Genomic DNA, 22,742 nt, shown 5'->3' with positions numbered 1-22,742 from the left:
GGGGCGCGTTCCGCGGTCTTGGCTAGCGTTTGACGCGCTCGTGCTGCCACAGCACCTCGCCATGCGCCGAGGCGCGCGCCAGCACACGGGCAATCACGAAGAGCAGGTCCGAGAGCCGGTTCAGATAGCGCATTGCCTCGCCACGCACCGTCTCGATGCGCGACAGCGCGACGACTTCGCGTTCGGCGCGGCGGGCGATGGTGCGGGCAAGATGGCACTGCGCGGCAGCCATGCCGCCACCCGGCAGGATGAATTCCTTGAGCGCCGGCAGGTCCTCGTTGAAGGTGTCCAGGTCCTGTTCGAGATGGCCGATCGCGGATTCCTCGACCAGGCCCATGCCCGGAATGCACAACTCGCCACCGAGATTGAACAGCTCGTGCTGGACGCGGACCAGCACGTGGCGAACCGCGTCCGGGACCTCGCAGGCGAGGACGATGCCCACGGCGCTGTTCAGTTCGTCCACGCAGCCGTAGGCGTTGACGCGGGCCGAATCCTTGGCGACGCGCGAACCGTCGCCGAGTCCGGTGCTGCCGTCGTCGCCCGTGCGCGTGTAGATTTTCGAGAGACGGTTACCCACGTCGCCCGCTTGCGAGCGGCGCCTCGGCGAGCCCGCGCAGCCAGCGCGCGCCGATCAGGTGGACCACGGCGGCAGCGCCGGCATAGGCCGCGGTCGTGCGCAGGTAGGGCAGGTACCAGTCGGCCATGTTCTGCAGCCAGCCGCTCGCGCTCGGCGCGGTCACGCTGTCGCTGAGCCAGTAGAAACTGCCGTTGCTGACCAGGAAGCAGACGCTGGCGGCGCCGACCAGGCTGACGCACAGCCAGCCCAGCGTGCGCAGGCCGAGGCCATGCGAACGGGCGCGCAGCAGGGCGCCACCGGCCCACATCGCCGCATAGGCCGGCAGCAGGAACCAGTACGCAGCCGACACGCAGTAGTGACTCCAGAAATCGAGGCCCTGGCCGTTGATGACGAGGAAATCGACCAGCACGGCCAGAGCCATCAGCAGCGGGAAGGCCCAGCGCATCGACCCGCGCAGGTAGAAGCCGGCGGCGAAGAACACCGCCCAGCTGGCATCGGGCAGGGCACCGAAGTGGTTGATGCGCGTGCCCGCCATGATCACGGCGAGGACGAGGAAGATGCCGGCTTGCTGCGGCTTGGTCAGGGTCATGTCACGAATTCCGGGGAGAACGCAGCCACTATCTTAGCCCGGAACCTCGATCAGGTCGCGCCCGGGAGCTGCAGGAGACGTCGATGCCGGGCCCTATTCGGCCTCGAACCGCGCCGCGTTCATGTAGCGCACTTCGAATTGGCGATTGGCGCAGCGCAGGCGGCAGGCGCGCGCCTCGTCGATGCCGATCGCCAGGGCGCGATCCGGCGGCAGGCCGAGCGCATGGCAGAGCAGGGCGCGGATCGAACCGGCATGGGCGATCGCGAGCACGCAATCGTCGGCGCCGGTCGAGCCGATCAGGGCCGCCAGCCACGCGCCGGTGCGGCGCACGACGTCGGCGAAGCTCTCGCCGTCGGGCGCTTCCTGGATCACCCAGTTGTCGAGCCAATGGCGGTAATCGGCACCTTCGGCCTTGATGATCTCGTTCCAGTGGCGCCCGTTCCAGCGCCCGAAATCGGCCTCGCGCAGGCGTGCGTCGGCGAGCGGTTCGATCGCGAATGCCGAGGCGAAGATCTGCGCCGACTGCTGGGCCCGGCGCAGGTCGCTGGAAAACAGGAAGCGCGGTGCCGGACCGCTCCAGGTCGTCGCCAGCTTCTGGATGTCGGTGAAGCCGCGCGAGGACAGCGGCACATCGGCGTGCCCGAGGCAAAGCCCGGGATCGGCGTCGGTGCGGCCATGGCGGACGAGGATCAGATCCATGCGTGCAGGCGAGTTGGATGAGCGCTGCAGCCTAGCATCGCAGCGCGACTCGTGTGCAGCGAGCCGCGGACGCGCTGTCGATCGCACCACCGGGCAGCGCGTTGCAGGCGCACGGAATCGGAATCGGCCCCGGTGCAGTGGAAGCGCCCGCAGCGACTTCCGTACCGCCGCCGCGTCGATTCCCGTGTCCTGTTTGCCCTTATCATGTGCGCATGAGCGACAGATTCGACATCGTCATCGTCGGCGGCGGCCTGGTCGGTTCGAGCCTGGCGATCGCGCTGGAGGGTTGCGGCTATCGCGTCGCCCTGGTCGAAGCGGCGATGCCGAGGGTCGCCGACCAGCCAAGCTACGACGAGCGCAACCTGGCCCTGGCGCGAGCCAGCATCAATGCGCTGCAGGCGCTCGGCGTCTGGGCGCACACCGGCGACCAGGCGACGCCGATCGGGCGCATCCATGTCAGCCGGTACGGTGATTTCGGCGCCGTGCATCTCGATGCCGCGGCGCTTGGCCTGCCGGCCTTCGGTGCGGTGTTGCCCGCACGCGAACTCGGCAATGCCCTGCTGCATCGGCTCGATGAATGCAGCGCCCTCACGCGCATCGCGCCGGCCCAGGTCATGGCGCTGGAATCGCAGGACGATGCGGTCGAGGTGACCGTGCGTGCGGGCGACGAGGAGCGCCGCATGTCGACGCGGCTGCTGGTGGGCGCGGATGGCACCGAATCCTTCGTGCGCGGGCATTTCGGCATTGGCACCCGGCGTACCGACTACGCGCAATGCGCCTTCGTCACCACCGTGACCACCGACCGCGCCCTCGACGGCATGGCCTACGAGCGCTTCACCGATTCCGGTCCGGTTGCCCTGCTGCCGCTGGGACAGCATCGCGCCGGGCTCGTCCTCAGCGTGCCCGCCGCCGACGCCGAACGCGTTGCCGGACTCGACGATGCCGCCTTCGTCGAACTCGTGCATGCGCGCTTCGGTTATCGCGCCGGACGCCTCAGTCGCCCGGGTCGACGCAAGCCTTATCCACTGACGCGTGTGCTCGCCGAAGCGCTGACCGCGCCGCGCTGCGTGCTGGTCGGCAATGCCGCGCAGACCGTGCACCCGCTCGGTGCGCAAGGTTTCAATCTCGGTCTGCGCGATGCGCTGACCCTTTCCGAATTGCTCGTCGAGGCCCAGCAGGCCGGGACCGATCCCGGTGGCGCCGAACTGCTCGCGGCCCATGTCGCGCGGCGTACCCCGGATCGCGAGGCGACCACCGCATTCAGCGACGATCTGGTGCGCCTGATGGGCAATGACTTCCTGCCGCTGCGCGTCATGCGCTCGCTCGGCTTCGTCGCACTCGATCGATTGGCGCCGCTGAAGCGACGCATGGCCCTGCGCGGCATGGGCTTTCGCGGCGATGTCTCGCAATGGGCGCTGAGCCGATGAGCCGGCGCCAGGAGCTCGATGTCATCGTCGTCGGTGCGGGTGTCGCCGGGTCGGCCACGGCCCTGGCCCTGGTCCGCGCCGGCTTTGGTGTGACCCTCGTCGAAACCCGGTCGCCGATGGAGTGGCGGGCCGATGACGAGGTGGATCCGCGCGTGGTCGCCCTGGCTCCGGATTCCGCCAGCCTGCTCGACGAACTCGGCGTCTGGTCCAGCGTCCTCGACGCGCGTGCGAGCGCTTATCGGCGCATGCGCGTCTGGGATGCGCTGGCGCCCGGCGCGCTGACGTTCGACGCCGCGGATCGCGGCGAGGCGGCACTCGGCTGGATCGTCGAGAACCGCCTGTTGCAGCACGTCCTGTGGCGCACCCTGAATGCATCATCCGCCAGCGGAAATCCGGCCCGGCTGCTGTGCCCGGCCGAAGTCGTGGCGATCGACAACGACCATGAAGGGGTCGCGGTCGCCCTGGCCGATGGCACGCGTCTGCGGACGCGCCTACTGATCGCCGCCGATGGTGCAGCCTCGCCGATGCGTCGGCGCCTCGGCATCGGCACGCGCGATCGCGATTACGGCCAGCGCGCCATCGTCGCCCATGTCGGTACCGAGCGGTCGCACGAGGCAACTGCGTGGCAACGCTTCCAGCCGGGTGGTCCACTGGCGTTCCTGCCGCTCGCCGATGGACGCAGTTCGATCGTCTGGTCGCGACCCGACGAGGATGCCGCTCGCCTGCTTGCGCTCGACGATTCGGCGTTCCGCGCCGAACTCGGCTGCGCCTTCGATTTCCGTCTCGGTGCGATTGTTTCAGCGAGTCCACGGCACGCGTTCCCGCTGCGGCTGCGCCTGGCCGAACGCCACGTGGCCGGTCGCTGTGTCCTGATCGGCGACGCGGCCCATGCAGTCCATCCGCTGGCCGGCCAGGGCCTGAATCTCGGATTGCGCGACGTGCGCTGTCTGGTCACCTTGCTCACCCACGCGAAACAGCGCGGTGGCGATCCGGGTGCGGCGCACGTGCTGCGCCGCTACGAGCGCGAGCGACGCAGCGAAAATACCCTGGCCGCGCACAGCCTCGACCTGATCGAGCGCAGCTTCGGCTCCAAGGCCATGCCGTTGGCGGCGGCACGCGGACTGGCCCTCTCCCTCGTCGATCGAATCGGCCCGCTCAAGCACCTGCTCGGCGACGCCGCCGCAGGCCGCCTGTAGTCGCCGTCGATGCCCCGTTACGCCGCGATTACGGCGCGATGCGTTTTACTGGTGGCCTGTCCAATCAGGAGACTGCCATGGCCAACCTGCGAATGCGCTTGACCGCGAGCGAAGACGACACCGCTGCCCTGATCAATCGGATCGCCGCCCTGCAGGGAGTCGAATCGGTCGAGGAAATCGCCGACCTGATGCCACACATGGATGACCCCGATTCGAGTTCGGCCGGTCTGCCCGACGACATCGGGCCCGGTAGCCATCTGGTGCTTGTCGAGGCGGGCAACGAAACCGGGCTGCGACGCGCGCTCGAAGTGGCGGAAGCCTGCGCACATGCAATGGCGATCGGGCTCGAGGTCGAGGATCCGTCTGACTAGCGAGCGTCCCGACAGGTAGCGCGTCCTTCACGTCGGCGACCAGGCTCTGCGCGCGGACGTGGTCGCCTGACCGATTGATCCCCTGACCGGTCGATCCGGGGAGGAGACCCTGGCATCCCGAAGGCGCGCTCCAGGCCCGGCGCGGATCTTCAAGGCCATCAACCGGCATCGGTAGCGGGTCTTCCGAATGTCAGGGCGGCCGCGCGACGCGTTCAGATCCTTGCTGGACAGGACCGGCGATGGCGGGCGGCGCCGCCCTCGGTCGCCACGACCCGCGCCACGATCCGCTGCTTCGCCGGTCAGCGGTTGCCACGTTTTCCCGGATCGACCCGACTGTGCTTGCCGACCGCGCCTGGGTTGGCGGTCGAAGAATGGGTGCCCATGGCCGATTCGTGCGGCGCCGGATGGTCCCCGGTCGCGCTTCGACCGTGGGCTCCGCCATGGGATTCCGCGCCGGGCCAGTGCGGGCCCTGGCGCACGCGGGCTTTCTTGGCTTCGAGCAGGGCGCGGATCTGTGCCGCGGCTTCGTCGGGGGTGATCGCCGATGGTTCGGCCGACGCGCGCGAGTGTTCCGCGGGTCTCTCCTCGCGCTTCGGTGGTGCCGCCGTCTTGCGTGCGCTGTCTGCGGCGGGGGGCGAAGAGGGCGGCGCTGCGGATGCTGCCTTTGTGACTTCGGGTTTCGATCCGGCGCCGGCGGACGGTGTGCTCGTGCCCGGCGCGGTGCGACGGGCTCCGGGTCTTTTTGTCGGCGTAGTCTTGCCCGTTGCCTTGCGGGTCGGGGACTTGCGGGCAGGGGGCGCAGCCACGGCCTTGCCGACCGGCCGTTTGCTCGTCGGCGACTTGCGCGCAGGGGTCTTCTTTGCGGGCGCTTTCCTGGCAGGAGATTTCCTGGCAGGTGACTTCTTCGCAGGAGCCTTCTTCGCAGGAGCCTTCTTGGCGGGCACCTTCCGCGCCGGCGCCTTCTTGGCAGGCACCGTCTTCGCAGGCGCCTTGGCAGGTGCGGGCGTCTTCCTGGCTGGTGCCTTTGCAGGGGTTTTCCTGGCCGGCGCCTTTCTTGCCGGCGCCTTCTTCGCCGCGGCCTTCTTGCCGGCGACCTTCTTGCCGGCGACCTTCTTGCCGGCGACCTTCCGTGCCGTAACTGCCTTTTTTGCTTTTCCCGCCTTCTTTGCAACTGCCATGCTCGATCTCCTCATCCACTGGGCTGGAGGGAAGGGCGTTGGGTCGCCCCGTTCTGCCGGAAAACACGAATCGCAGGAGAACGTGATCGCATTGTCCGGCTGGACCGGCGCTGAATACGGCACTCGTGGCGGCTTCCGTCAACGCATCGACCGTGTGCTTCAGCCAACGGGGATTTCGCATCGCCGGGCGGGGCTGGAGATGTGGCGCGAACGTCACGATGCTCGCGCGTGTGCAGATCGCGACGCGTCGACGCAGACTGAGCGGCCGTCTCGGCACCGGCGCCTGCGTGGCTCCACCTCGCGCATCCCCGCAGTTTCTTCAAGCCGGCGCAACGATGGATGCGCGATCAGGCAGGTATCGTAACGGCTGTACTGCCTGTTCAGATTCCCTGGGGCATTCCCATTCCCGTGGGGTCGAATCGAGCCAGCAGCTGCGCGATGTCGGGCGCGACATCGAGCGTTGAAAATCCGCGCCACTCGTAGCCGGGTGCGACCGTGCAGCCAACCAGGGCATATTCGCCAAGCGGACGTGCGGCCTGCCAGCAGCCGGCAGGGACGACAAAGACCGGCGCGGTCTCATGGTCGACCGGGCCGAGCCGATGGCGCGTGAATTGGCGGTCGCGCGGATCGAAGCGCAGCATCTCGAGCGCATCGCCCTCGTACCAGTGCCAGATCTCGTCGGCATCGATGCGATGCCAGCGGCTGACCTCGCCTTCGCCGAGCAGGTAGTAGATCGAGGTGGCGGTGGCCCGCGCGCGCGCTTCGGGGCCAAACGGAATCTGGCTGGTCGACTCGTAAATACGGCGGTAGTGGCCGCCCTCGACATGCGGTTCGAGGGCCAGGGTCCGCTTCAGATGCTCTGCACGTTCGTTCATCCGCGAATGATACGTGCTCCTCGACGCATTGTTGCGCGCCGGCCGTGCAGCCGGGGCTACTTGAACTGGCTTTGGAAGAAGTTCCAGATCACGGCCGTGGCGTCAAAGCTCGTGTCGGGTTGATCACCGCGCCGTCTGCCGCCCTCGCCGCCGGGCCAGGCGTGGCCACTGTCGGCAAGCAGGTAGCTCTCGACGGCCTTGCCGTTCGCGCAGGCGTAGGTCAGGTGCAGCGAGCCAGACGCATCGCGTGACTCATGTGCGCTGCCGCACTGGTCCGCGCCAGCCCAGAACGCGGCCTGGCGCCCGGCTGGCAGGGCTGGCGTGCCGTCCCAGGCATTGAAGCGATCCCTGGGCGGCCCGCCGCCGGGCGGGACGTTGCGATCGAGCTGGCCGTTGATGATCAAGGCAGAGACCGCCTGTGCGGGTCGCGCTTCGTCACCGAACACGGTGGCCACGACCGGGGCGATCGCGGCGATGCGATCGGACAGCTCGATGCCGAGCCGGTGCACCATCATGCCGCCGTTGGACATGCCCGTTGCGTAGATGCGCCGCGGATCGACCGGGTAGCGCGCGGCCAGGCTATCGAGCAGTTCGCGAATGAAGCCGACGTCGTCGATGTTCCCGCGCATCGCATGGCCGCAGCAGTGGCCGGCATTCCAGGTCAGCATCATGCCGGGCCTGCGCCCGGTGCCTTCCGGATAGACCACGATGAAGCCTTCGGCTTGTGCCACGCGCGTGAAGCCGGTCATCGACTCGGCAAAGGTCGCGTTGCCGCCACCGCCATGCAGGACGAGCACGAGCGGAAGCCGATGCGTGCGATCGCTCGCGGCTGCGGGCAGGCGGACGACGTAGCTGCGCTTTATGCCATCGTGGACGATGTACTGGCGATCGGCATCGGTGTCGAGGCGGCGCCGCGCCTCGGCGTTGCCGGCGCGAACGACACAGGCGATCAGGACGGCGCTGATGACGAGCAGATTCAGCGCGCGCGCGACTGGCAGGCTGGAAACGGGCATGTCGGTTTTCCTCGGTTTGAAGCAGATCGGACATGTGATCGATGCGGGAAAAAGCAGGCGGTGGCCACGGGGCAGGCCGCCGCCCGAAGTGCGCTGGTTGCCTGCGCCGACAGCCCATTGCCAGCACGCAAGCAGACGTCGTGACCCTTGCGTCGCTTGATCAGACTCTCCCTAGTGTGGTGTCCCGCAAATAACGCGAAGAAATTCCGGGTGGATTTCATGGCGAGACAAGGCGTGAGGAGGAGGCATAGTGGGCACTATGGCGACGACGAGCAACGCAGTATCGCCGTGAAAGACGCCGGAATTATTTGATGGTATTTGTGGGACACCCCACTAGTGGCAAGCAATTACGTTGCCGGCCGGATCACGACAGGTACCGGAGTGCGTGACGCCGTCCTGGCTCACGTGCGTGCTGCCCTCGTAGCTGTAGCCGCCGGCGCCCGTGGCCGTGCTCGTGTGGGTGATGCCCTCGCCGCTCGCGCCACTCGTGCTTCCCGCATAGCTGCCGCCGCGGGCACCGTGCACGGTGGTGCTGCGCGCATCGCTGCGCGTGCCGTCGGCGTTGCGTTGGCCATAGCCCGAGGTTGCATAGGAGCCGCCGGCGGCCGAATAGCCGCTGCTCGAGGACTGATGGCTCGCCGATCCATCGGCGTAGCGCGCGCTGCGACCACTGCGCTGCGCATGTCCGCCGTTGGGTCCGCGCACGCTCGCTGCGCTGCCGGCAACGGCATTGCCCTGGCCGTCGGTGGCAAAGCCGCGGCCGCGCGCCAGCGTGCTGCCATGGGGCCCGCGCGAAACGGCAACGGTGCCGCCGCTGACGCCGCCAGCAGCGTTTGTGTGGGCGCCGCGGACGCGCGCGTGGCCGCCAGCGACGGCGGCGGTGCTGGTGCCGAACGTGGTGATGACGAGCAGGCTTGCAATCAGACTTGCGGATATCTTCACGAGGGTTCTCCTTGCGGGTTGGGGAAGTCTCGACGCTTCAGTGGGCGTCGAAAAAGAGGGCGGCGAGTGCGCTGCGCACGCGTTGCATGCGATCGAGGCGCGCACGCAGCATGTCGCGTACCGAAGCCTGCTCGGCAGGACTCAGGGACTCGTAGAAGGCCAGCTTGCGCGCGCGCAGGTCACGTGAACGCGCCAGGTACTCATCGAGACGGCGATCGACGTCCGCACTGAGCGCGCGCAGGTCGGGTGCATCGCTGGCGAGGATGTCGTCGGCCTGGCTCAGGCGCTCGCGCATGTCCTGGCGCGCCGAGGTGCGCAATTGCAGGGACTCCGCGCGCAGGCGCTCCCAGGCGGCGGCGTGGGAAGGATCGAGGCCCAGTTCGGCCGCGCTCGGCGTTTCGGGGGCGAGGGCGGGCCCGCGTGGCGATGCGGCGAGGACACTGGCGCCGGCCATGCTGGTCACCAGCGCGGCAACAAGGACGAGATGGGTGCGTTTCATGGTGGACTCCTCTGACCGGGGTGGCGGTGGAGCAATCCTCGACTCTATGTGCGCGCCGATCCTGTCTGCATTGCGCCCGGATGCAAGCAGATGTTGCCGATCACAGGCGCGGAAACATCCGCTTACATCTTGGCGCCGCATGGTTTCGACGCAGGCGGGAGGGATAACGCAGAATGGCGCCATGAACGAGGCCGACGCCCGCGCGCAAGTCCTGATCGTCGACGACGACGTGCGTCTGCGCGACCTGCTCGTACGCTATCTCGGACAGCAGGGCCTGGCGGCGAGCGCGGTCGGCGATGGCGCAGCGCTCGATCGCGAGCTGGCGCGGCGACACGTCGACCTGATCGTGCTCGACCTGATGCTGCCCGGCGAGGATGGCCTCTCGATCTGCCGGCGCCTGCGCGGGGCCGGACTGGAAACCCCGATCGTCATGCTGACGGCCAAGGGCGACGACATCGATCGCATCATCGGCCTCGAGATCGGCGCCGACGACTACTTGCCCAAACCGGGCAACCCGCGCGAGCTGGTGGCCCGCATCCGCGCCGTGCTGAGGCGTGGCCGTGCGCCGGTCGGTGCGCCGCGCGCGAGCGCCGAACGCGTGCGCTTCGGTGCCTTCGTACTCGATCTCGGTACGCGTGAACTGCTGCGCGGCGAGGAATCGCTCAAGCTGACCACGGGCGAATTCGCCGTGCTCGCCGCGATGGTGCAGCGGCCGCGCCAGCCGCTGACCCGCGACCAGCTCATGAGCTTCGCCCGCGGCCGTGAGCACGAGGCCTTCGAGCGCAGCATGGACGTCATGATCAGCCGCCTGCGCCGCCTCGTCGAGGACGATCCGAAACGGCCGCGCTGGCTGCAGACGATCTGGGGGCACGGCTACGTGTTCGTGCCGGATTCCCCCGCATGAGCCGGCCGAACTCCGGGCTCTATGGGCGCCTCGTCGTCTTGATCGGCGGCGTGGCCCTGCTGATCCTGCTGGTCGCCTTGCTGGTCCTGCGGGCCACCGGCGGCGGTGCCGCGCAGGACCAGGTCGCGCGCAATCTGCGCGCCCAGATCGCTCTCGCAGACCTGCTGCTCGATGCGCCGCCGGCACGGCCGCGCGATGTCGAAGCGGCGCTGGCCGAACTCGGCATCGCACATCGTCTCCAGGCGCCCGACGCGAACGCGGCACATGCCCGGTTCTGGGATGGCGTGATCGACGCGCTGGCAACGCAACTGCCCGATCGAGAGGTGCTTTTCGATGGTGGCGGCGAGCCGCGCATATGGGTGCGCCGCGTGCGCGAGGGAGACTGGATCGGCGTCCCGGTCGCGCCGTTGCGCGGAGAAATGCGACGCAGCGTCCTCGCGACCTTGCTCGCCGCGGGCCTCATCACGCTGGTCGCGGCGGCTGCCTACGCGCGCAGCCTGACCGAGCCTCTGCGCCAGCTCGCCGAGTCGGCGCCCGAGATTGCGGCCGGCCGCGGCGTCGCGCCGCTGCCGAAGAGTGCGGCGCGCGAGTTCCACGAACTCGGCGACGCTCTCGATGCCGCGGCGCACAGCGTGCGGGAGACGGCCAGGGATCGCAGCCTGATGCTGGCCGCTCTTTCGCACGACATGCGCACGCCGCTGGCGCGGCTGCGTCTGGCCTGCGAACTCGCGGCGCTCGACGAAACGAGCCGCGACGGCATGCATCAGGACATCGACGAACTCGACCGCCTGATCGGCCAATGCATCGACTACGCACGCGACGGGCGCGACGAGCCCATCGAAACCGTCGACGTCGTCGCCTTGCTGCACGAACTGGCCGCGGGCCAGGAACGCTTAGGCCAGGCCTGGGTACTGGGGGCGCCCGAGCGCGCTGTCATCGAGGGACGGCCGATGGCGCTGCGGCGCGCAATTGGCAATCTGATGGACAACGCCCAGCATCACGGTCAGGCGCCGTTCGAGCTTCTCTGCCGGTACGAGCCTGCTGCACTCTCGATAGCTGTGCTCGATCGCGGTCGTGGCGTCGATCCGGCCCTGCTCGGCAAGCTCGGCACGCCGTTTCGTCAGGCTGCGTCGAGTCGTGTGCCGGGGCGCAGTGGGCTCGGCCTGGCCAGTGCGCTGCGTGTCGCGGTCCAGCACGGTGGCTCGATCCGCTTCGCCAATCGTGAGGGCGGCGGCTTCGCCGCGACTCTCGCGCTGCCTAGCGCTCGATCCTGTAGTTGATGCCGGCGCGGCTGCCGGTGGTCGCGTTCTGCGCTTCGAAATTCCAGTGGCGGCTGAACAGGTAGCGCAGGGTGACTACTTCGCCCGGTTCGAAGATGCCGACGCCGTAGCTCAGGTAGAGCTTCGGCGAGAGATACTTGCCGACCGTGAACGCGGCGCCGCCGAGGGCGCCGTTGTCGGCCACGCCGATGTCGTCGACACCGAGGCGGCCGCCGATGCTCTTGGCCAGCAGGTCGCCGCCGGCCGTGCCGAGTGCGCGCGCGGCGGTGCCGAGCATGTCGCCCTCGCCGCTCTTGAGCGAGGACAGCGGCTTGCCGGTGACCAGGTACGAAAGTGCCTCGGACTGCTCCATCGACGGTTCCGAAAACACGGTCAGGACCGGCAACTGGGCAGTGCCGCGCACGAGCAGCCCGGCAGTCACGTTGTCGGCTTCGATCTTGCGCGTGGCGCGGATGTCGATGCCGGGATTGTCGATGGCGGTGCCGGCAAACAGGATGCGCCCGGTCTCGATCTTGAGGTTCTGGCCATAGGCCTTGTAGGTGCCGCCGGCATTCAGCGTACCGCTGCCGGTGGTGGTCCGGCCCGGTCGCTCGATCACGGCGAGATCGCCGCTGATCGTGCCATCGAAACCGTAGCCCTTGAGCTTGACCTTGTCGCCGAGCGACACGGTGACCCGCGCATTCAGAGGAACCGGCTTGCCAGGCTCGGGCTTTTCGGCGTCGACCACGACCACGTCGGGCGAGGCAGCGCTGGCGCCGGCGCCCGGCAGCCTGGCCAGGTCGACGTCGGCGGAAGGCACGACGACGGCCCCGGTCACCAGGTAGCCGTCGCTGTTGCGCGCGATCGTGAGGTCCGGGCTCAGGATCACGCGCGCTGCCGGAATGTCGGCTGCCATGAACTGATCGCCCTTGAGCTTGATCGTCATCGGATCGCCGGCGCCCAGGCCGCCCTCGCCCGTAATCGACAGGCTGCCCTGGCCCGAGGCCAGTGAGCCTTCGAGGGCGAAATGCTGCGCATCGGCGGCACGCAGGGTCAGCGCGCCGTCATGCAGCTTGAGTCCGGCGGCCGGGATTTCGCTGGCGAAGCCGGTCAGGGTCAGGGCACCGTCCAGGCGTGGTTCGGCCAGTGTGCCGGCAATGCTGTAGTTCGCCGAGAGGCTGCCCTTCGGGTTGGTGATCTCTGCGCTGAGCAGTTCGAGGAAGGCGAGGCTGTTGAGGTCGACCGAGACCTTGCCGTCGATCGCTTGGGTATCGCCCTCGGCCGGCGTCAGCCGCAGCTGGCCGTCGATGCGACCGTCGTGATCGAGCGCGGCGCGCACCGTCGCGGTGGTCGTCGTGCCGGCCAGCTCGGCTTCGACCGCAAAGCCGGTGTAGCTGAGCAGAGGCTGGTTGCCGCCGCTGTAGAACAGCTCGCCCTGGTCCGAGACGATGTGCGCCTGGCCGCCCAGGCTGCCATCGGCGGCGCGCGAAAAATTGCCATTGCCGCCGAGCTCGCCGCGCACGCGCACGGGCGAATCAGGGCTCGCCAGGCGTACCAGCAGGCGCACCGGCAGATGTTCGAGCCGATAGGTCGCGGCGAACCGGCCATCGCTGGCGCTGTTGCCCTCAAGGCACAGGCGCGCCTGCGCCTCGGGACGACCGGGTTCGATCGATTCGGCGGCCACTTCCTGCGCGGTCGGCGCGGGAGCGCCGTCGGCGCCAGGTTCCGGCTTCGGAAGAGCGGTCGTTCCGTCGGTTGTCGACACGGCCGGCGCCGATTCGGCCCTGCGCCGCGCAGGCACGCTGCCGACCAGGCAGGTTTCACCGACTGCGAAGGTCTGCCCGTCCCAGCGCAGGCTGGCCGGATTGGCGAGTGCGAAGTCGGGAAGGTTGCGCCCGGCCGGGTCGAGTTCGAATGTGTCGAGGCGGCCCTGCCAGCGATCGTCTTCGCTGCCGCCGCCAAGGCCGATGCGCAAACTGGCCGGACTGCCGTCGGCGACCAGGCTCAGCTTGTGCGCGGCGCGGTTGCCGTCGCCTTCGAGTACCAGCGTATCGAAATGGATATCGCCACGTGAGACATTCGCGGCCTTGAGGGTCAGGGCGCCGGCCGGTTGTTCGAGGTTGCGGACCTTCGCCACCAGTTCGACCGAATTCGCGCGCAGGCCGGACCAGGCCAGGTCGCGCCCGCTCATGTCGCCGTCGAGATCGAGCCGGGGCCACTGGCCTTCGATGTGCACGTTGCCGCGCGCGGTGCCGCCGGCCGCCGGCAGCCAGTCGCCGAGCGAGGCGACGTCGAAATGGACGCGCGCGTCGGTCTGTTGACCGCCGCGGCCCTCGAGGCTGATGCGGCTGCCGCCGGAGCGCAGGTCGAGCGTGCCATCGACGACGTAGCCGGGCTGCATGTGCAGGTCGGCCGAACCTTCGAGTGGCCGCCCGCGCAGGCTGCCGCCTACCTGGCTCAGGCCCAGCGTTGCGCTGGGACCCGCGTCGGATTGCGTGCCCGAGGTGGCGAGCACGAAATCGACGGCGCCCGGCCAGTCAGCGAAGAAGGCGCTCGGATCGAAGCGCGTGGCGGTCGCATCGATCTGCCAGGCCGGCACCGGTTGCAGGGTGATCGTGCCGGTCGCCTCGAGCCCGCCGTTTTCCTGTTTCAGGCGTACCGTGTTGAGCGTGATCGCCTCGGGCGTGCCGGCGATGTCGAGGCCGATGTCGGCGAGCTTGCCGGGCGGACCGAGGGCCAGGTTTCCGCGCGCGCTGAAGGTTGCGGTGTCGCCCTCGATGGCCAGCTCGCCACGGGTTGCCAGGGCCTGGCCAACCAGATCGGCCGGCAGCACGACCTCGCTCCAGTCCGCCTTCAGAGCGGCCCTGGGCGGCGACTGTGCGGTATCCACGGTACCGCGCAGATCAAGTCCACCTGGCGCGTCGGGCGATGTCAGATGCATCGCGTCTAGAGTCAGCACGCCGTTGGCGAAGGCGTATTTGAACGGATCGAGCAAGATCCGATGGGCGCCGACGCCGAACGTCGCCCTGGCCTCACCGCCGGCGCGATCGCCACTGCCTTCGAGATGCAGGGCCAGCGCGTCGAGATCGCTTCCGGGCAGCAGCTTGCGTGCGGCGAACTCGGGCACGTCGAGGCGCAGCGTCCACGGCGTGGTACGAGTCTGTCCGATCGTCATCGCCGCGCTGGCTGCGGTTGGCTCGGTCAGGCTCAGGTCAAGTCGTGCCTCCCTGCCGTCGCTGCTGCTCTTCAGCACCCCGGCGAGGTCGGTCTCGCCGAGGCGCCAGGCAAACGTGGTCTCGCCGTTTCCCGAATAGCCGTCGGTCGTGCCGAGCGTTCCATGGAGATCGACCGTGCCGTCCGGCGAATGCAGGCTGAGCCGCTTCGCGAACACCCCTTGCCGGGTCCAGCCGCCGCTCAGGTCGAAGCGGTCGACGACGAGGACGGCCTGACCGTCCTGGCGGATCGTCGCGTTCTCGATGGCCGCCTGGTCGATCGCGATGTCGATCGGCGGGGTCAGCGAAAACCCGCCGTCGGCCTTGCCGGGATCCGGCGCGGTCGAGGTCAGGGCGACATCGATAGAGTTCGCCGTCAGCGTGCTGATTGCGACGCGCGCGCCGAGCAGGGCGAGCAGATCGAGATCGACGCTGGCCTGACCGATGCGTAGATCGACGCCGGCGGCCGGATCGACATAGTGGACATCATCGACCTGCAGCGGGCCGGCCAGCGTGCCGCTGTAACGGGCCACGCCGAGCTTGCCGTCGAGGGCCGACTGCACGCGGGCGAGGACGAAGCCGGTGCCCGATTCGGTGCGCAGCAGCCAGGTCAGCGCAAGCGCCAGCAGAACCATCAAGGCAATGATGCCGATCAGCAGGCCGCGCCACACGCGGCGCTTTCGCCCTGGCGGGCGGGGCTCGGTCCGGGTCGGGCGCGGCGCGTTCACAGGTCCGGCCCTATGACGACATGCAGCTCGACGCCGCTGGCGAATTCATCGCCGATCGGCGTGCCGAGATCGACGCGCACGAGGCCGACCGGCGAGCGCCAGCGCACGCCGAAGCCGGCGCCGAGCTTGAGATCGAAATCGTTGCCGCTGAAGGCATCGCCGGCGTCGACGAATACGGCACCTCCCCAGGTCGGCGTGAAATAGTGCTCGTACTCGGCGCTGCCGACCAGCAGGCGGTCGCCACCAATCACCTTGGGCTCGGTGTTGTCGTCGGTCAGGTGGCGCGGTCCGATGGTCTGGAACGTATAGCCACGGATCGAGCGGTCGCCGCCGGCGAAGAAGCGCAACTCGGGCGGCAGCTTGTCGAAATCGCCGACCTGGGTGTAGCCGGCCGATCCGCGGGCGATGAAGCGCCCGTTGTCGCCAAGGCCATGGATCCATTTCGCGTCGGCGGTGACCTGGGCAAAACTCGTGTCGGAGAGCAGGCCCTTCTGCCCGGCGCGCGCGGCCAGGGTCAGCGACCAGCCCTTGCGCGGGAAATTGAAATCGTCGGCGCGCTTCTTGGTCAACGAGATCTCGGGATAGAGCAGGGTCGTGCTGCCTTTTTCGTCGGCGACCTTGAAATCACCGGTCAGGAACTGCAGGCCGATCGTGCGCGTCCAGCCGTGCCAGACCTTCGAATCGTTGGCGGCCAGGCGCAGCGTCTTCGACTCGCTGGTCTTCGTGTTCTCGTCGCGGTAGGTGATGCCGAAATTGAGGCTGTGGTTGTCGGGGCCGGGCAACGGAATCTGGTACAGCGTCGACAGCGTCTTCAGGCGCTGGGCGAGGATCGTCTCGAACTTGAGCTTGTGCCCGCGCAGGTTGACCCAGCGACGCTCGACGCCGCCGCGCACGCCGACCCCGGTGTCGGTGCCGATGAACAGCCCGGCCGTGTAGACGGTGCGCTTGGCCGGAGCCAGGGTCACCGCGATCGGCACCTTGCCTTCGGTGGCGTGCTCTGTATCGGGCTGGACCTGCGAGATGGCGAAGTAATTGGCGTCGAACAGGCGCTGCTGCAATTCGAGCAGCTTGTCCTGCGAGTAGTAGTCACCGACGTCCCACGGAATGAAGCGTTGCATGAACTCGTCGCCGAACTGGCCACCCTCGAACTTCGTGTCGGAAAATCGATAGCGCGGTCCGACCTTCCACTCGAGTTCGATCCTTGCCGTGTTCGAGGCCCGTTCGACCTCGACGCGGTGCGTCGCGAGTTCGGCGTCGAGATAGCCCACGCTGAAGAGCGAGGCATGAATGGCGGCCTTGCTGCGCTCGTAGGCGGCGTGATCGAGGCGCTGGCCCTTCTGCGGCGAGAACGCAGCGACGGCCGAACGTACCGCGCGCAATTTCCTCGCCTCATCGTCGAGGCCGATGGAGAGCTCGCTGACCTTGACCGGCTGGCCCGCGGCGACGTGCAGGATCGCGCGGAAGTCCTCGCCCTCGTTGACCAGTTCGCCGTCGACGCTGGCGTTGTAGTAACCGTAGGGTTCCAGCGCCTGCTTGACCTGGCGCTCGGCGCGCCGGTACAGCCGCCGCACCTGGGCCTTGCTGACCTCGCGCTTCTCGTACTGCTGCAGCTCGACCGCAGCGAGCGCAGCCGTGCGCAGATCATCATCGACCCCGTCCAGTTGCACGGTCACGCGAGCCGCTTCCGCCAGCGGCGCACCGAGGGCGAGCAGCAAGCCGAGCGGCAGTGCCATTTGCGCAAGGCGTCGTCGTTCGATCATGGGCTTGAGCAGGGGAACGCCATGACGGTTTTATAGCAGGATGCGGATGAGCATGGTGTTAGCGGCCCTGCCCGCCGTTCATGTTTCCGCCATGAATGTTTGCATTCGCCCCGCGCCTTGCAGGGCCTTATTCGGCCCGGTCGTTGCTGCGGTGGGCGACCCAGGCGCCGATCAGTGCCGATGCATAGGGAATGGCCTGTGCGGCGAGGATCGCCACCCACAGCTTGCCCTCGGTGTAGGTGATGCCGTTCGACGTGACCATGCCGACCACGCAGCCCATCAGGGCGATGAACATCAGCAGTTCCTCGCGCACCGAGGAAAATGCGCTCGGCTTGCTGCTCAGGCGCCGGCTCTTGGCCGTGCGCACGAACTCGCCCTTCTTCTTCCAGAGGCCGAGGAAGATGCCGCGTGCGATGGCGTGGCTGAGGCCCATGCTGGCGATCGAGGCCATGATCGTGTCGTACCACGAACACGGCACGCGCTTGCGGTAGAGCACGATGCCGAACACGGCCTTGCTGATGATGAAGCCGATTATCGGGATCAGGAACAGTTCCATCGGCAGGGTGAACTTCTCCGGCCAGCCGACCATGCCGATCGTCCAGATGATCGCCATCATCGTGAACACCAGGTGCAGGGCATCGGCGAACCATGAGAACCAGCCGGTCAGGAAGTGGAACTTCTGGCCGCGGCTGAGCGGACTGTCCTTGCGCGTCATCCAGCCGAAGCGCGCCTTCATGATCTGCATCGCGCCGAACGCCCAGCGGTAGCGCTGCGACTTGTAGGCGGTGAAGTCGGCCGGGGTCAGGCCCTTGCCCATCAGTTCGTCGACATAGACCAGCTCGTGGCCGGCATGCATCAGGCGCAGGCCGAGTTCGGCATCCTCGCAGATCGTCCATTCCGACCAGCAGCCGGTATTGGCCAGCAGGTCCTTGCGCACCATGGTCATGGTGCCGTGCTGGATGATCGCGTTGCGCTCGTTGCGATGGTGCATGCCGATGCGGAAGAAGCCGTCGTATTCCCACGCGGTCATGCGCCGGAACGCATTGTCCTCGAACTCGCGATGGGCCTGCGGGCATTGCACGACAGCGACCTTCGGATCGCCGAAGTGGCCGGTCAGGGCACTCAGCCAGTCGCGGCGCACGACGTAGTCGGCGTCGACCACGGCCACCACCTCGGCGCGAGGATCGGTCTGCTCGAGACCGAAGTTGAGTGCGCCGGCCTTGAATCCCGGCCACGGGTTCAGGTGGAAGAACCGGAAGCGCGCACCGAGCCGGGCGCAGTATTCCTCGACCGGTTTCCACACTTCCTCGCGCTTGGTGTTGTTGTCGATGACCAGCACTTCGTAGTTTTCGTAGTCAAGCGCGGCCAGCGAATCGAGGGTCAGGATGACCATCTCCGGCGGTTCGTTGCAGCAGGCCAGGTGGATCGACACGAACGGTTGCGCGGCCGGTGGCGATGGTTCGAGCAGGCCGTAATGGCGCAGCCAGCGTGGCCGCCACAGGACCTCGGTGAACTCGAAGCCGTTGATCAGCAGGACCAGGATGATGGCGAGCTGGGCCGGGACCAGGAGCAGGAACATGGTCCAGTCGAACGGACTCAGGTAGAACGCCATCGGCACGCTGACCGACCACACCACGACCGAGGCCGATAGCTGGATCAGGCCGAGGAAGAACAGGATGCCGCTGACGTAGAAGCGCATGAAATGTCGGGCGAACCAGAACATCGGCAGCAAGGCGAGCAGGGACGCGCAGATCGCCTTGATCGGCCAGGTCGGGTCCTCGGTGACCTTGCCGGTCAGCGAGAACTTCGGCTCGCGGGCGGCATTGAACATGCCCCAGTAAGCTTCGGCGCGGCCACCGATGTCTTCCTTCCAGGGCTGGTCGATCGCTTCCATCACGTAGTAGTCGATGTGCTCGCGTTCGGCCACGTTGAACCACTCGCGCAGGAACTGCGCTTCGTTCTCGATCGACGGTTGCGCGTATTCCTTGCGGTCGCCGTTCGAGGGCCAGCCGATTTCGCCGATCACGACCGGCTTGCCGGGAAACAGTTCCCTGAGCCGGTTGTACTGGCCGAGGGTGAAATTGATGGCGTCCTTGCGCGGGATCTTTTCCCAGTACGGCAGCAAATGCACGCTGATGAAGTCGACGTGGTCGGCCAGCTGCGGGTTGCGTTCCCAGACGAAGAACGGCTCGGCGGTCGAGACCGGGATCTTGAGCTGGGCGCGGGCGCGGTCGATGTAGTTGATCAACTGCTCGACGCTGACGTCGCCGCGCAGGATCGTCTCGTTGCCGACCATCGCGCGGGTGATGTTCGGATGCTTGCGCGACAGCGCGACCAGGGCTTCGAGCTCGGCCTCGTTGTTGCGCATGCGCTTGTCGATCCAGGCCCCGGCCATCACCTCCATGTCGTAGAACGCAGCCAGGCGCGGGATCTGCGGGCTCTCGACCGAGGAGTAGGTGCGCAGGCGCTTGGTGTGCTGCGAGAGGAGGCGGATGTCGCTGGCCAGTTCGGTTTCGCTTGGAAACAGGTCCTTGGTCGGATCCTGGTAGCGCTGGAAGGCGCTGAAGGCCATGCCCTCGACACGGCCGCTCCAGTCCGGCACCTGCATCGGCCGGTTCAGGAAGGCCCACAGGCCGAAATTCAGGGCGGCGATCGTCACGGCGAACAGGACGGCGCGCCAGAACGATTTTTCCACCACTTCGGAGCGCGTGTTGATCAAGGGAAACCCGTGGTGACTGGCGCGAAGCGCAAAACAGCGCGGCAGCATAGCGGAGCCCTTGCCCGGCCTCAACGAATGGGGGGCAGGCCGCGATCAGGCGTTGGCTCCGGGTTCATCGGCGGGCGGCGCGTGCAGCCTCCTCGCCGAGCATGCACGGGCCTATTCCTTGCGCAGCGACTCGACCGGATCCAGGCGCGAAGCCTGCCGCGCCGGCAGGTAGCTGGCCAGCCAGCCGACGCCGATCATGGTCAATCCCATCAGCGCGAAGGTCGTCGGGTCGACCGGCTGCACGCCGAACAGCAGGCTGCCGAGGGTCCGCGTGAACAGCAGCGCCGCTATGACGCCGACGCCGACGCCCATGCCGACCACGCGCGCGCCCTGAACCACGACCAGGCGCCTGACCTGCGCCGCTCGCGCGCCAAGGGCCATGCGCACCCCGATCTCGCGGCTGCGCTCGCCGACGATATAGGACAGCACGCCATACAGGCCGATCGCACCGAGCAGCAGGGACAGCGCCGCCGTGATCCCCAGGGTCAGCAGGGTGAACGAGAGCTCGGCCATCGAATCGCGGGACAGGCCGGCCAGGGTGAAGGCACGGTACATCGGCGCCTCGGGCGCGACTTCGCGCACCAGCGCACGCACTTCTGGCGCGATCGTTTCGGCGCGCGCGGTCCTGAGCACATAGGCCGGCGAGGAGACGAAGCGGCCGCCGTCCGCCGTCGTGTCGGCCAGCGGAAAGTAGACGAGCGGCTGCGGGCTGTCACGAAAACTGTCCTGCATGACGTCATCGACGACGCCGACCACGGTTTCCCAGGCGGTCTGTCCTTCGCGCTGGATGCGTCGGCCGAGCGCGTCCTGGCCAGGCCACAGGCGGTCTGCGGCGCCGCGACTGAGGATCACGTTGCCGCGCGCCTGGTCGTGGTCGTCGGCGGTGAATGCGCGTCCCTCGAGCAGGGTGATCCGCATGGTCCTGAAATAATCGCCAGCGGTGAACGTGTAGTTGAGCAGCACGCCATCGCCGCCGTTGCGCTCGGCGCCTTCGCTGCGGACGCGCATCGTCGCCGTACCTTCGTTCAGGGGCACGTTTTCGACCAGGCCGACCGACTGCACGCCGGGCAGGGCGGCAAGGCGGTCGAGGAAGGCGAGGTCGAACCGGGCGTAGTCGTTCGCGGTCTTGAGCCCGGGCCGGTCCGGGGCGAACTGGAAGGTGAAGACGTCCTCGGTGTCATAGCCGGGATCGGTGTGCCAGAGGCCGTAGGCACTGCGCACGAGCAGGCCCGAGCCGATCAGCAGGACCAGCGCCAGCGCGGTCTGCGCGATGACCAGCCCGTCGCGCAACCAGTGGCTGCGACGGGTCATGCCGCGGCCACCCTCGCGCAGTCGGGCCAGGTTCGGCGAAGAACCGCGCCAGGCCGGCAGGATCCCGCACAGCACGGCGGCCAGGATCGCTGCGGCCAAGGTGAACAGCACGCTCGATGCATCGAGTCCGACCTCATCGAGACGCGGCACGCCGGCGGGCACCGCACGCAGGAATGCCGGCAGGGCCGCGGCCGCCAGGGCCAGGGCGAGGACGCCCGCGGCCAGGGCTACGACCAGGATCTCGGCGACCTGGGTACGAATCAGCTCGACCCGGGTCGCGCCGAGCGCGCGACGCATGGCCATCTCGCGATGCCGCCCTTCGACACGCACGAGCATCAGGTTGGCGACATTGGCACAGGCGATCAGCAGGACGATGGCGGCCGCGGCGAGCAGGATCCAGAGCGGCCGTGCGGCGGCGCCGAGGAGCTGCTGGTCGAGCGGGCGCACGATCGCCTGATGCTTCTCGATCGTGCGGGCGTAGCTCGGCGAACCGCCGAAGCGCTCCGGCAATCGCAACGCGAGGGTCGTGAGTTCGCGGGCGACGCCTTCGCGGGTCGCGCCGGGCGCCATGCGCGCCACCAGGCCCTCGCCGAAGTCGCCGGGCTTGTCGATGTCCCTGGCCTCGACCGTGCCGGGGATCCAGAGCATCGTGTCGTCGCTCGGAAAGCGGAACTGCGGACCCATGACGCCGATCACCGTGCGGTCCTTGCCCGAGGCCTTGACCGTGCGCCCGAGCACGCCAGTATCGCGGCCGAACCAGGCGCTCCACAGCGAATGGCTGAGGACCACGACGCGTGATTCGTCGGCAGCGACCGGCAAGCGGCCCAGGATCGGTTGTGCGCCGAGGGTCGAGAACAGCGAAAAGGTCGTGAAGCCCATGCGAATGCGTTCGACGCGGTCCGCCGTGCGCAGCGTGGAGGTGCCCGTGTCGTAGAGGGCCATGTCCTCGAGCTGCCGCGACTGCTCGTGATACTGCACGTAGAACTCGGGGGCGACGCCGAACTCGGCCGGCAACTCGGAGCCGGGCGCGCTACCGGCCACGTAGACGAGCCGTTCCGGCTGCGCGTAGGGCAGCGGATCCAGCAGGACCGTGTTGACCACGCAGAACAGGCTGACCAGTGCGCCGATCGCCAGGCCGAGGACGCCGACGACCGTGATGGTGAAGCCCGGCGCGCCTCGCAACCTGCGCGTGGCATGAACGAGCTCACCGATTGCGCTGCCGAATGCCATGGTCGATCCTTGTATTGGGTGGTAACTCGCGAGGCCCGATCCGAGCCTCGCGAGGAATAGGGCGTTTCCGCTTTCGAAACGCTTGGATGTTCGAAACGGGCGAAGGGTGTCTCGATGGGCGCCCAACGCAGGGGCAGATGCAGCAGCACGGGGTGGTGCCCATCGACCGGCCTTGCCAGCACGTTAGCAAGCGCCATGCCACGGA

17 protein-coding genes are annotated in these 22,742 nt (G+C 68.0%); 6 read left to right on the top strand and 11 right to left on the bottom strand.

What is annotated here, in order from left to right; all coding sequences use genetic code 11:
• Positions 1-22 precede the first annotated feature (22 nt).
• The 3 genes from BM125_RS06390 to cobC form a co-directional block, all read right to left on the bottom strand.
• Positions 23-577 carry a cob(I)yrinic acid a,c-diamide adenosyltransferase gene (locus tag BM125_RS06390; protein WP_092406102.1) on the bottom strand — a complete coding sequence of 185 codons (555 nt, stop codon included), beginning with the start codon at positions 575-577 and terminating at the stop codon, positions 23-25.
• Positions 570-1,166, bottom strand: a complete 597-nt coding sequence (locus tag BM125_RS06385; RefSeq protein WP_092406100.1) for a hypothetical protein — start codon at positions 1,164-1,166, stop codon at positions 570-572. Before BM125_RS06385 ends, BM125_RS06390 begins: the two co-directional genes overlap by 8 nt.
• Before the next feature lie 93 nt (positions 1,167-1,259).
• The gene (gene cobC / locus BM125_RS06380) at positions 1,260-1,865 is read right to left on the bottom strand and encodes an alpha-ribazole phosphatase family protein (protein WP_092406098.1); all 606 of its coding nucleotides are present in this window, start codon (positions 1,863-1,865) and stop codon (positions 1,260-1,262) included.
• A gap of 212 nt (positions 1,866-2,077) precedes the next feature.
• Between cobC and ubiH the strand changes: the two genes are divergently transcribed.
• From ubiH to BM125_RS20585, 4 genes are all read left to right on the top strand, one after another.
• Positions 2,078-3,292 carry a 2-octaprenyl-6-methoxyphenyl hydroxylase gene (gene ubiH / locus BM125_RS06375; protein ID WP_092406096.1) on the top strand — a complete coding sequence of 405 codons (1,215 nt, stop codon included), beginning with the start codon at positions 2,078-2,080 and terminating at the stop codon, positions 3,290-3,292.
• Complete coding sequence (locus BM125_RS06370) at positions 3,289-4,488, top strand: UbiH/UbiF/VisC/COQ6 family ubiquinone biosynthesis hydroxylase (protein ID WP_092406094.1); 1,200 nt, start codon at positions 3,289-3,291, stop codon at positions 4,486-4,488. Before ubiH ends, BM125_RS06370 begins: the two co-directional genes overlap by 4 nt.
• A gap of 77 nt (positions 4,489-4,565) precedes the next feature.
• Positions 4,566-4,859 carry a hypothetical protein gene (locus BM125_RS06365; RefSeq protein WP_092406092.1) on the top strand — a complete coding sequence of 98 codons (294 nt, stop codon included), beginning with the start codon at positions 4,566-4,568 and terminating at the stop codon, positions 4,857-4,859.
• A 534-nt stretch (positions 4,860-5,393) separates the two neighbouring features.
• Complete coding sequence (locus tag BM125_RS20585; protein WP_245778819.1) at positions 5,394-6,401, top strand: hypothetical protein; 1,008 nt, start codon at positions 5,394-5,396, stop codon at positions 6,399-6,401.
• 16 nt (positions 6,402-6,417) lie between these two features.
• Here BM125_RS20585 and BM125_RS06355 read toward each other — a convergent pair whose 3' ends face one another.
• The 4 genes from BM125_RS06355 to BM125_RS06340 all read right to left on the bottom strand — a co-directional run bounded on the left by BM125_RS06355 (position 6,418) and on the right by BM125_RS06340 (position 9,366).
• Entirely contained in the window at positions 6,418-6,912 is a 495-nt protein-coding gene (locus BM125_RS06355; protein WP_092406090.1) for a cupin domain-containing protein, read from the bottom strand.
• 56 nt (positions 6,913-6,968) lie between these two features.
• Entirely contained in the window at positions 6,969-7,925 is a 957-nt protein-coding gene (locus BM125_RS06350) for an extracellular catalytic domain type 1 short-chain-length polyhydroxyalkanoate depolymerase (RefSeq protein WP_092406088.1), read from the bottom strand.
• A gap of 333 nt (positions 7,926-8,258) precedes the next feature.
• A complete protein-coding gene (locus BM125_RS06345; protein WP_092406086.1) occupies positions 8,259-8,867 on the bottom strand; it encodes a hypothetical protein in 609 nt (202 codons plus the stop codon).
• A gap of 37 nt (positions 8,868-8,904) precedes the next feature.
• Positions 8,905-9,366, bottom strand: a complete 462-nt coding sequence (locus tag BM125_RS06340) for a hypothetical protein (RefSeq protein ID WP_092406084.1) — start codon at positions 9,364-9,366, stop codon at positions 8,905-8,907.
• Positions 9,367-9,547: 181 nt separating this feature from the next.
• On the opposite strand from BM125_RS06340, the gene ompR reads away from it, so the two are divergent.
• Together ompR and BM125_RS06330 are read left to right on the top strand one after the other, a co-directional pair.
• Positions 9,548-10,270: an osmolarity response regulator transcription factor OmpR gene (ompR, locus tag BM125_RS06335; protein WP_092406082.1), complete on the top strand. Its 723-nt coding sequence runs from the start codon at positions 9,548-9,550 to the stop codon at positions 10,268-10,270.
• A complete protein-coding gene (locus tag BM125_RS06330; RefSeq protein ID WP_092406080.1) occupies positions 10,267-11,550 on the top strand; it encodes an ATP-binding protein in 1,284 nt (427 codons plus the stop codon). Before ompR ends, BM125_RS06330 begins: the two co-directional genes overlap by 4 nt.
• Here the strand turns inward: BM125_RS06330 and BM125_RS06325 are convergent.
• From BM125_RS06325 to BM125_RS06310, 4 genes are all read right to left on the bottom strand, one after another.
• Positions 11,528-15,412, bottom strand: a complete 3,885-nt coding sequence (locus BM125_RS06325; protein ID WP_092406078.1) for a translocation/assembly module TamB domain-containing protein — start codon at positions 15,410-15,412, stop codon at positions 11,528-11,530. The genes BM125_RS06330 and BM125_RS06325 overlap by 23 nt on opposite strands.
• Positions 15,413-15,465: 53 nt before the next feature.
• Positions 15,466-17,202 carry an autotransporter assembly complex protein TamA gene (locus BM125_RS06320; protein ID WP_092406345.1) on the bottom strand — a complete coding sequence of 579 codons (1,737 nt, stop codon included), beginning with the start codon at positions 17,200-17,202 and terminating at the stop codon, positions 15,466-15,468.
• Positions 17,203-17,356: 154 nt separating this feature from the next.
• A complete protein-coding gene (locus BM125_RS06315) occupies positions 17,357-19,948 on the bottom strand; it encodes a glycosyltransferase (protein ID WP_245778818.1) in 2,592 nt (863 codons plus the stop codon).
• Positions 19,949-20,107: 159 nt separating this feature from the next.
• Positions 20,108-22,537, bottom strand: coding sequence for an ADOP family duplicated permease (locus BM125_RS06310; protein ID WP_092406074.1), 2,430 nt, complete (start codon positions 22,535-22,537; stop codon positions 20,108-20,110).
• Positions 22,538-22,742: the final 205 nt, after the last annotated feature.

The sequence above is a fragment of the Dokdonella immobilis genome, from assembly GCF_900115085.1.
In the GTDB taxonomy this organism is placed as follows: Bacteria; Pseudomonadota; Gammaproteobacteria; order Xanthomonadales; family Rhodanobacteraceae; genus Dokdonella; species Dokdonella immobilis.
This window is presented reverse-complemented; position numbering and strand designations above follow the sequence as displayed.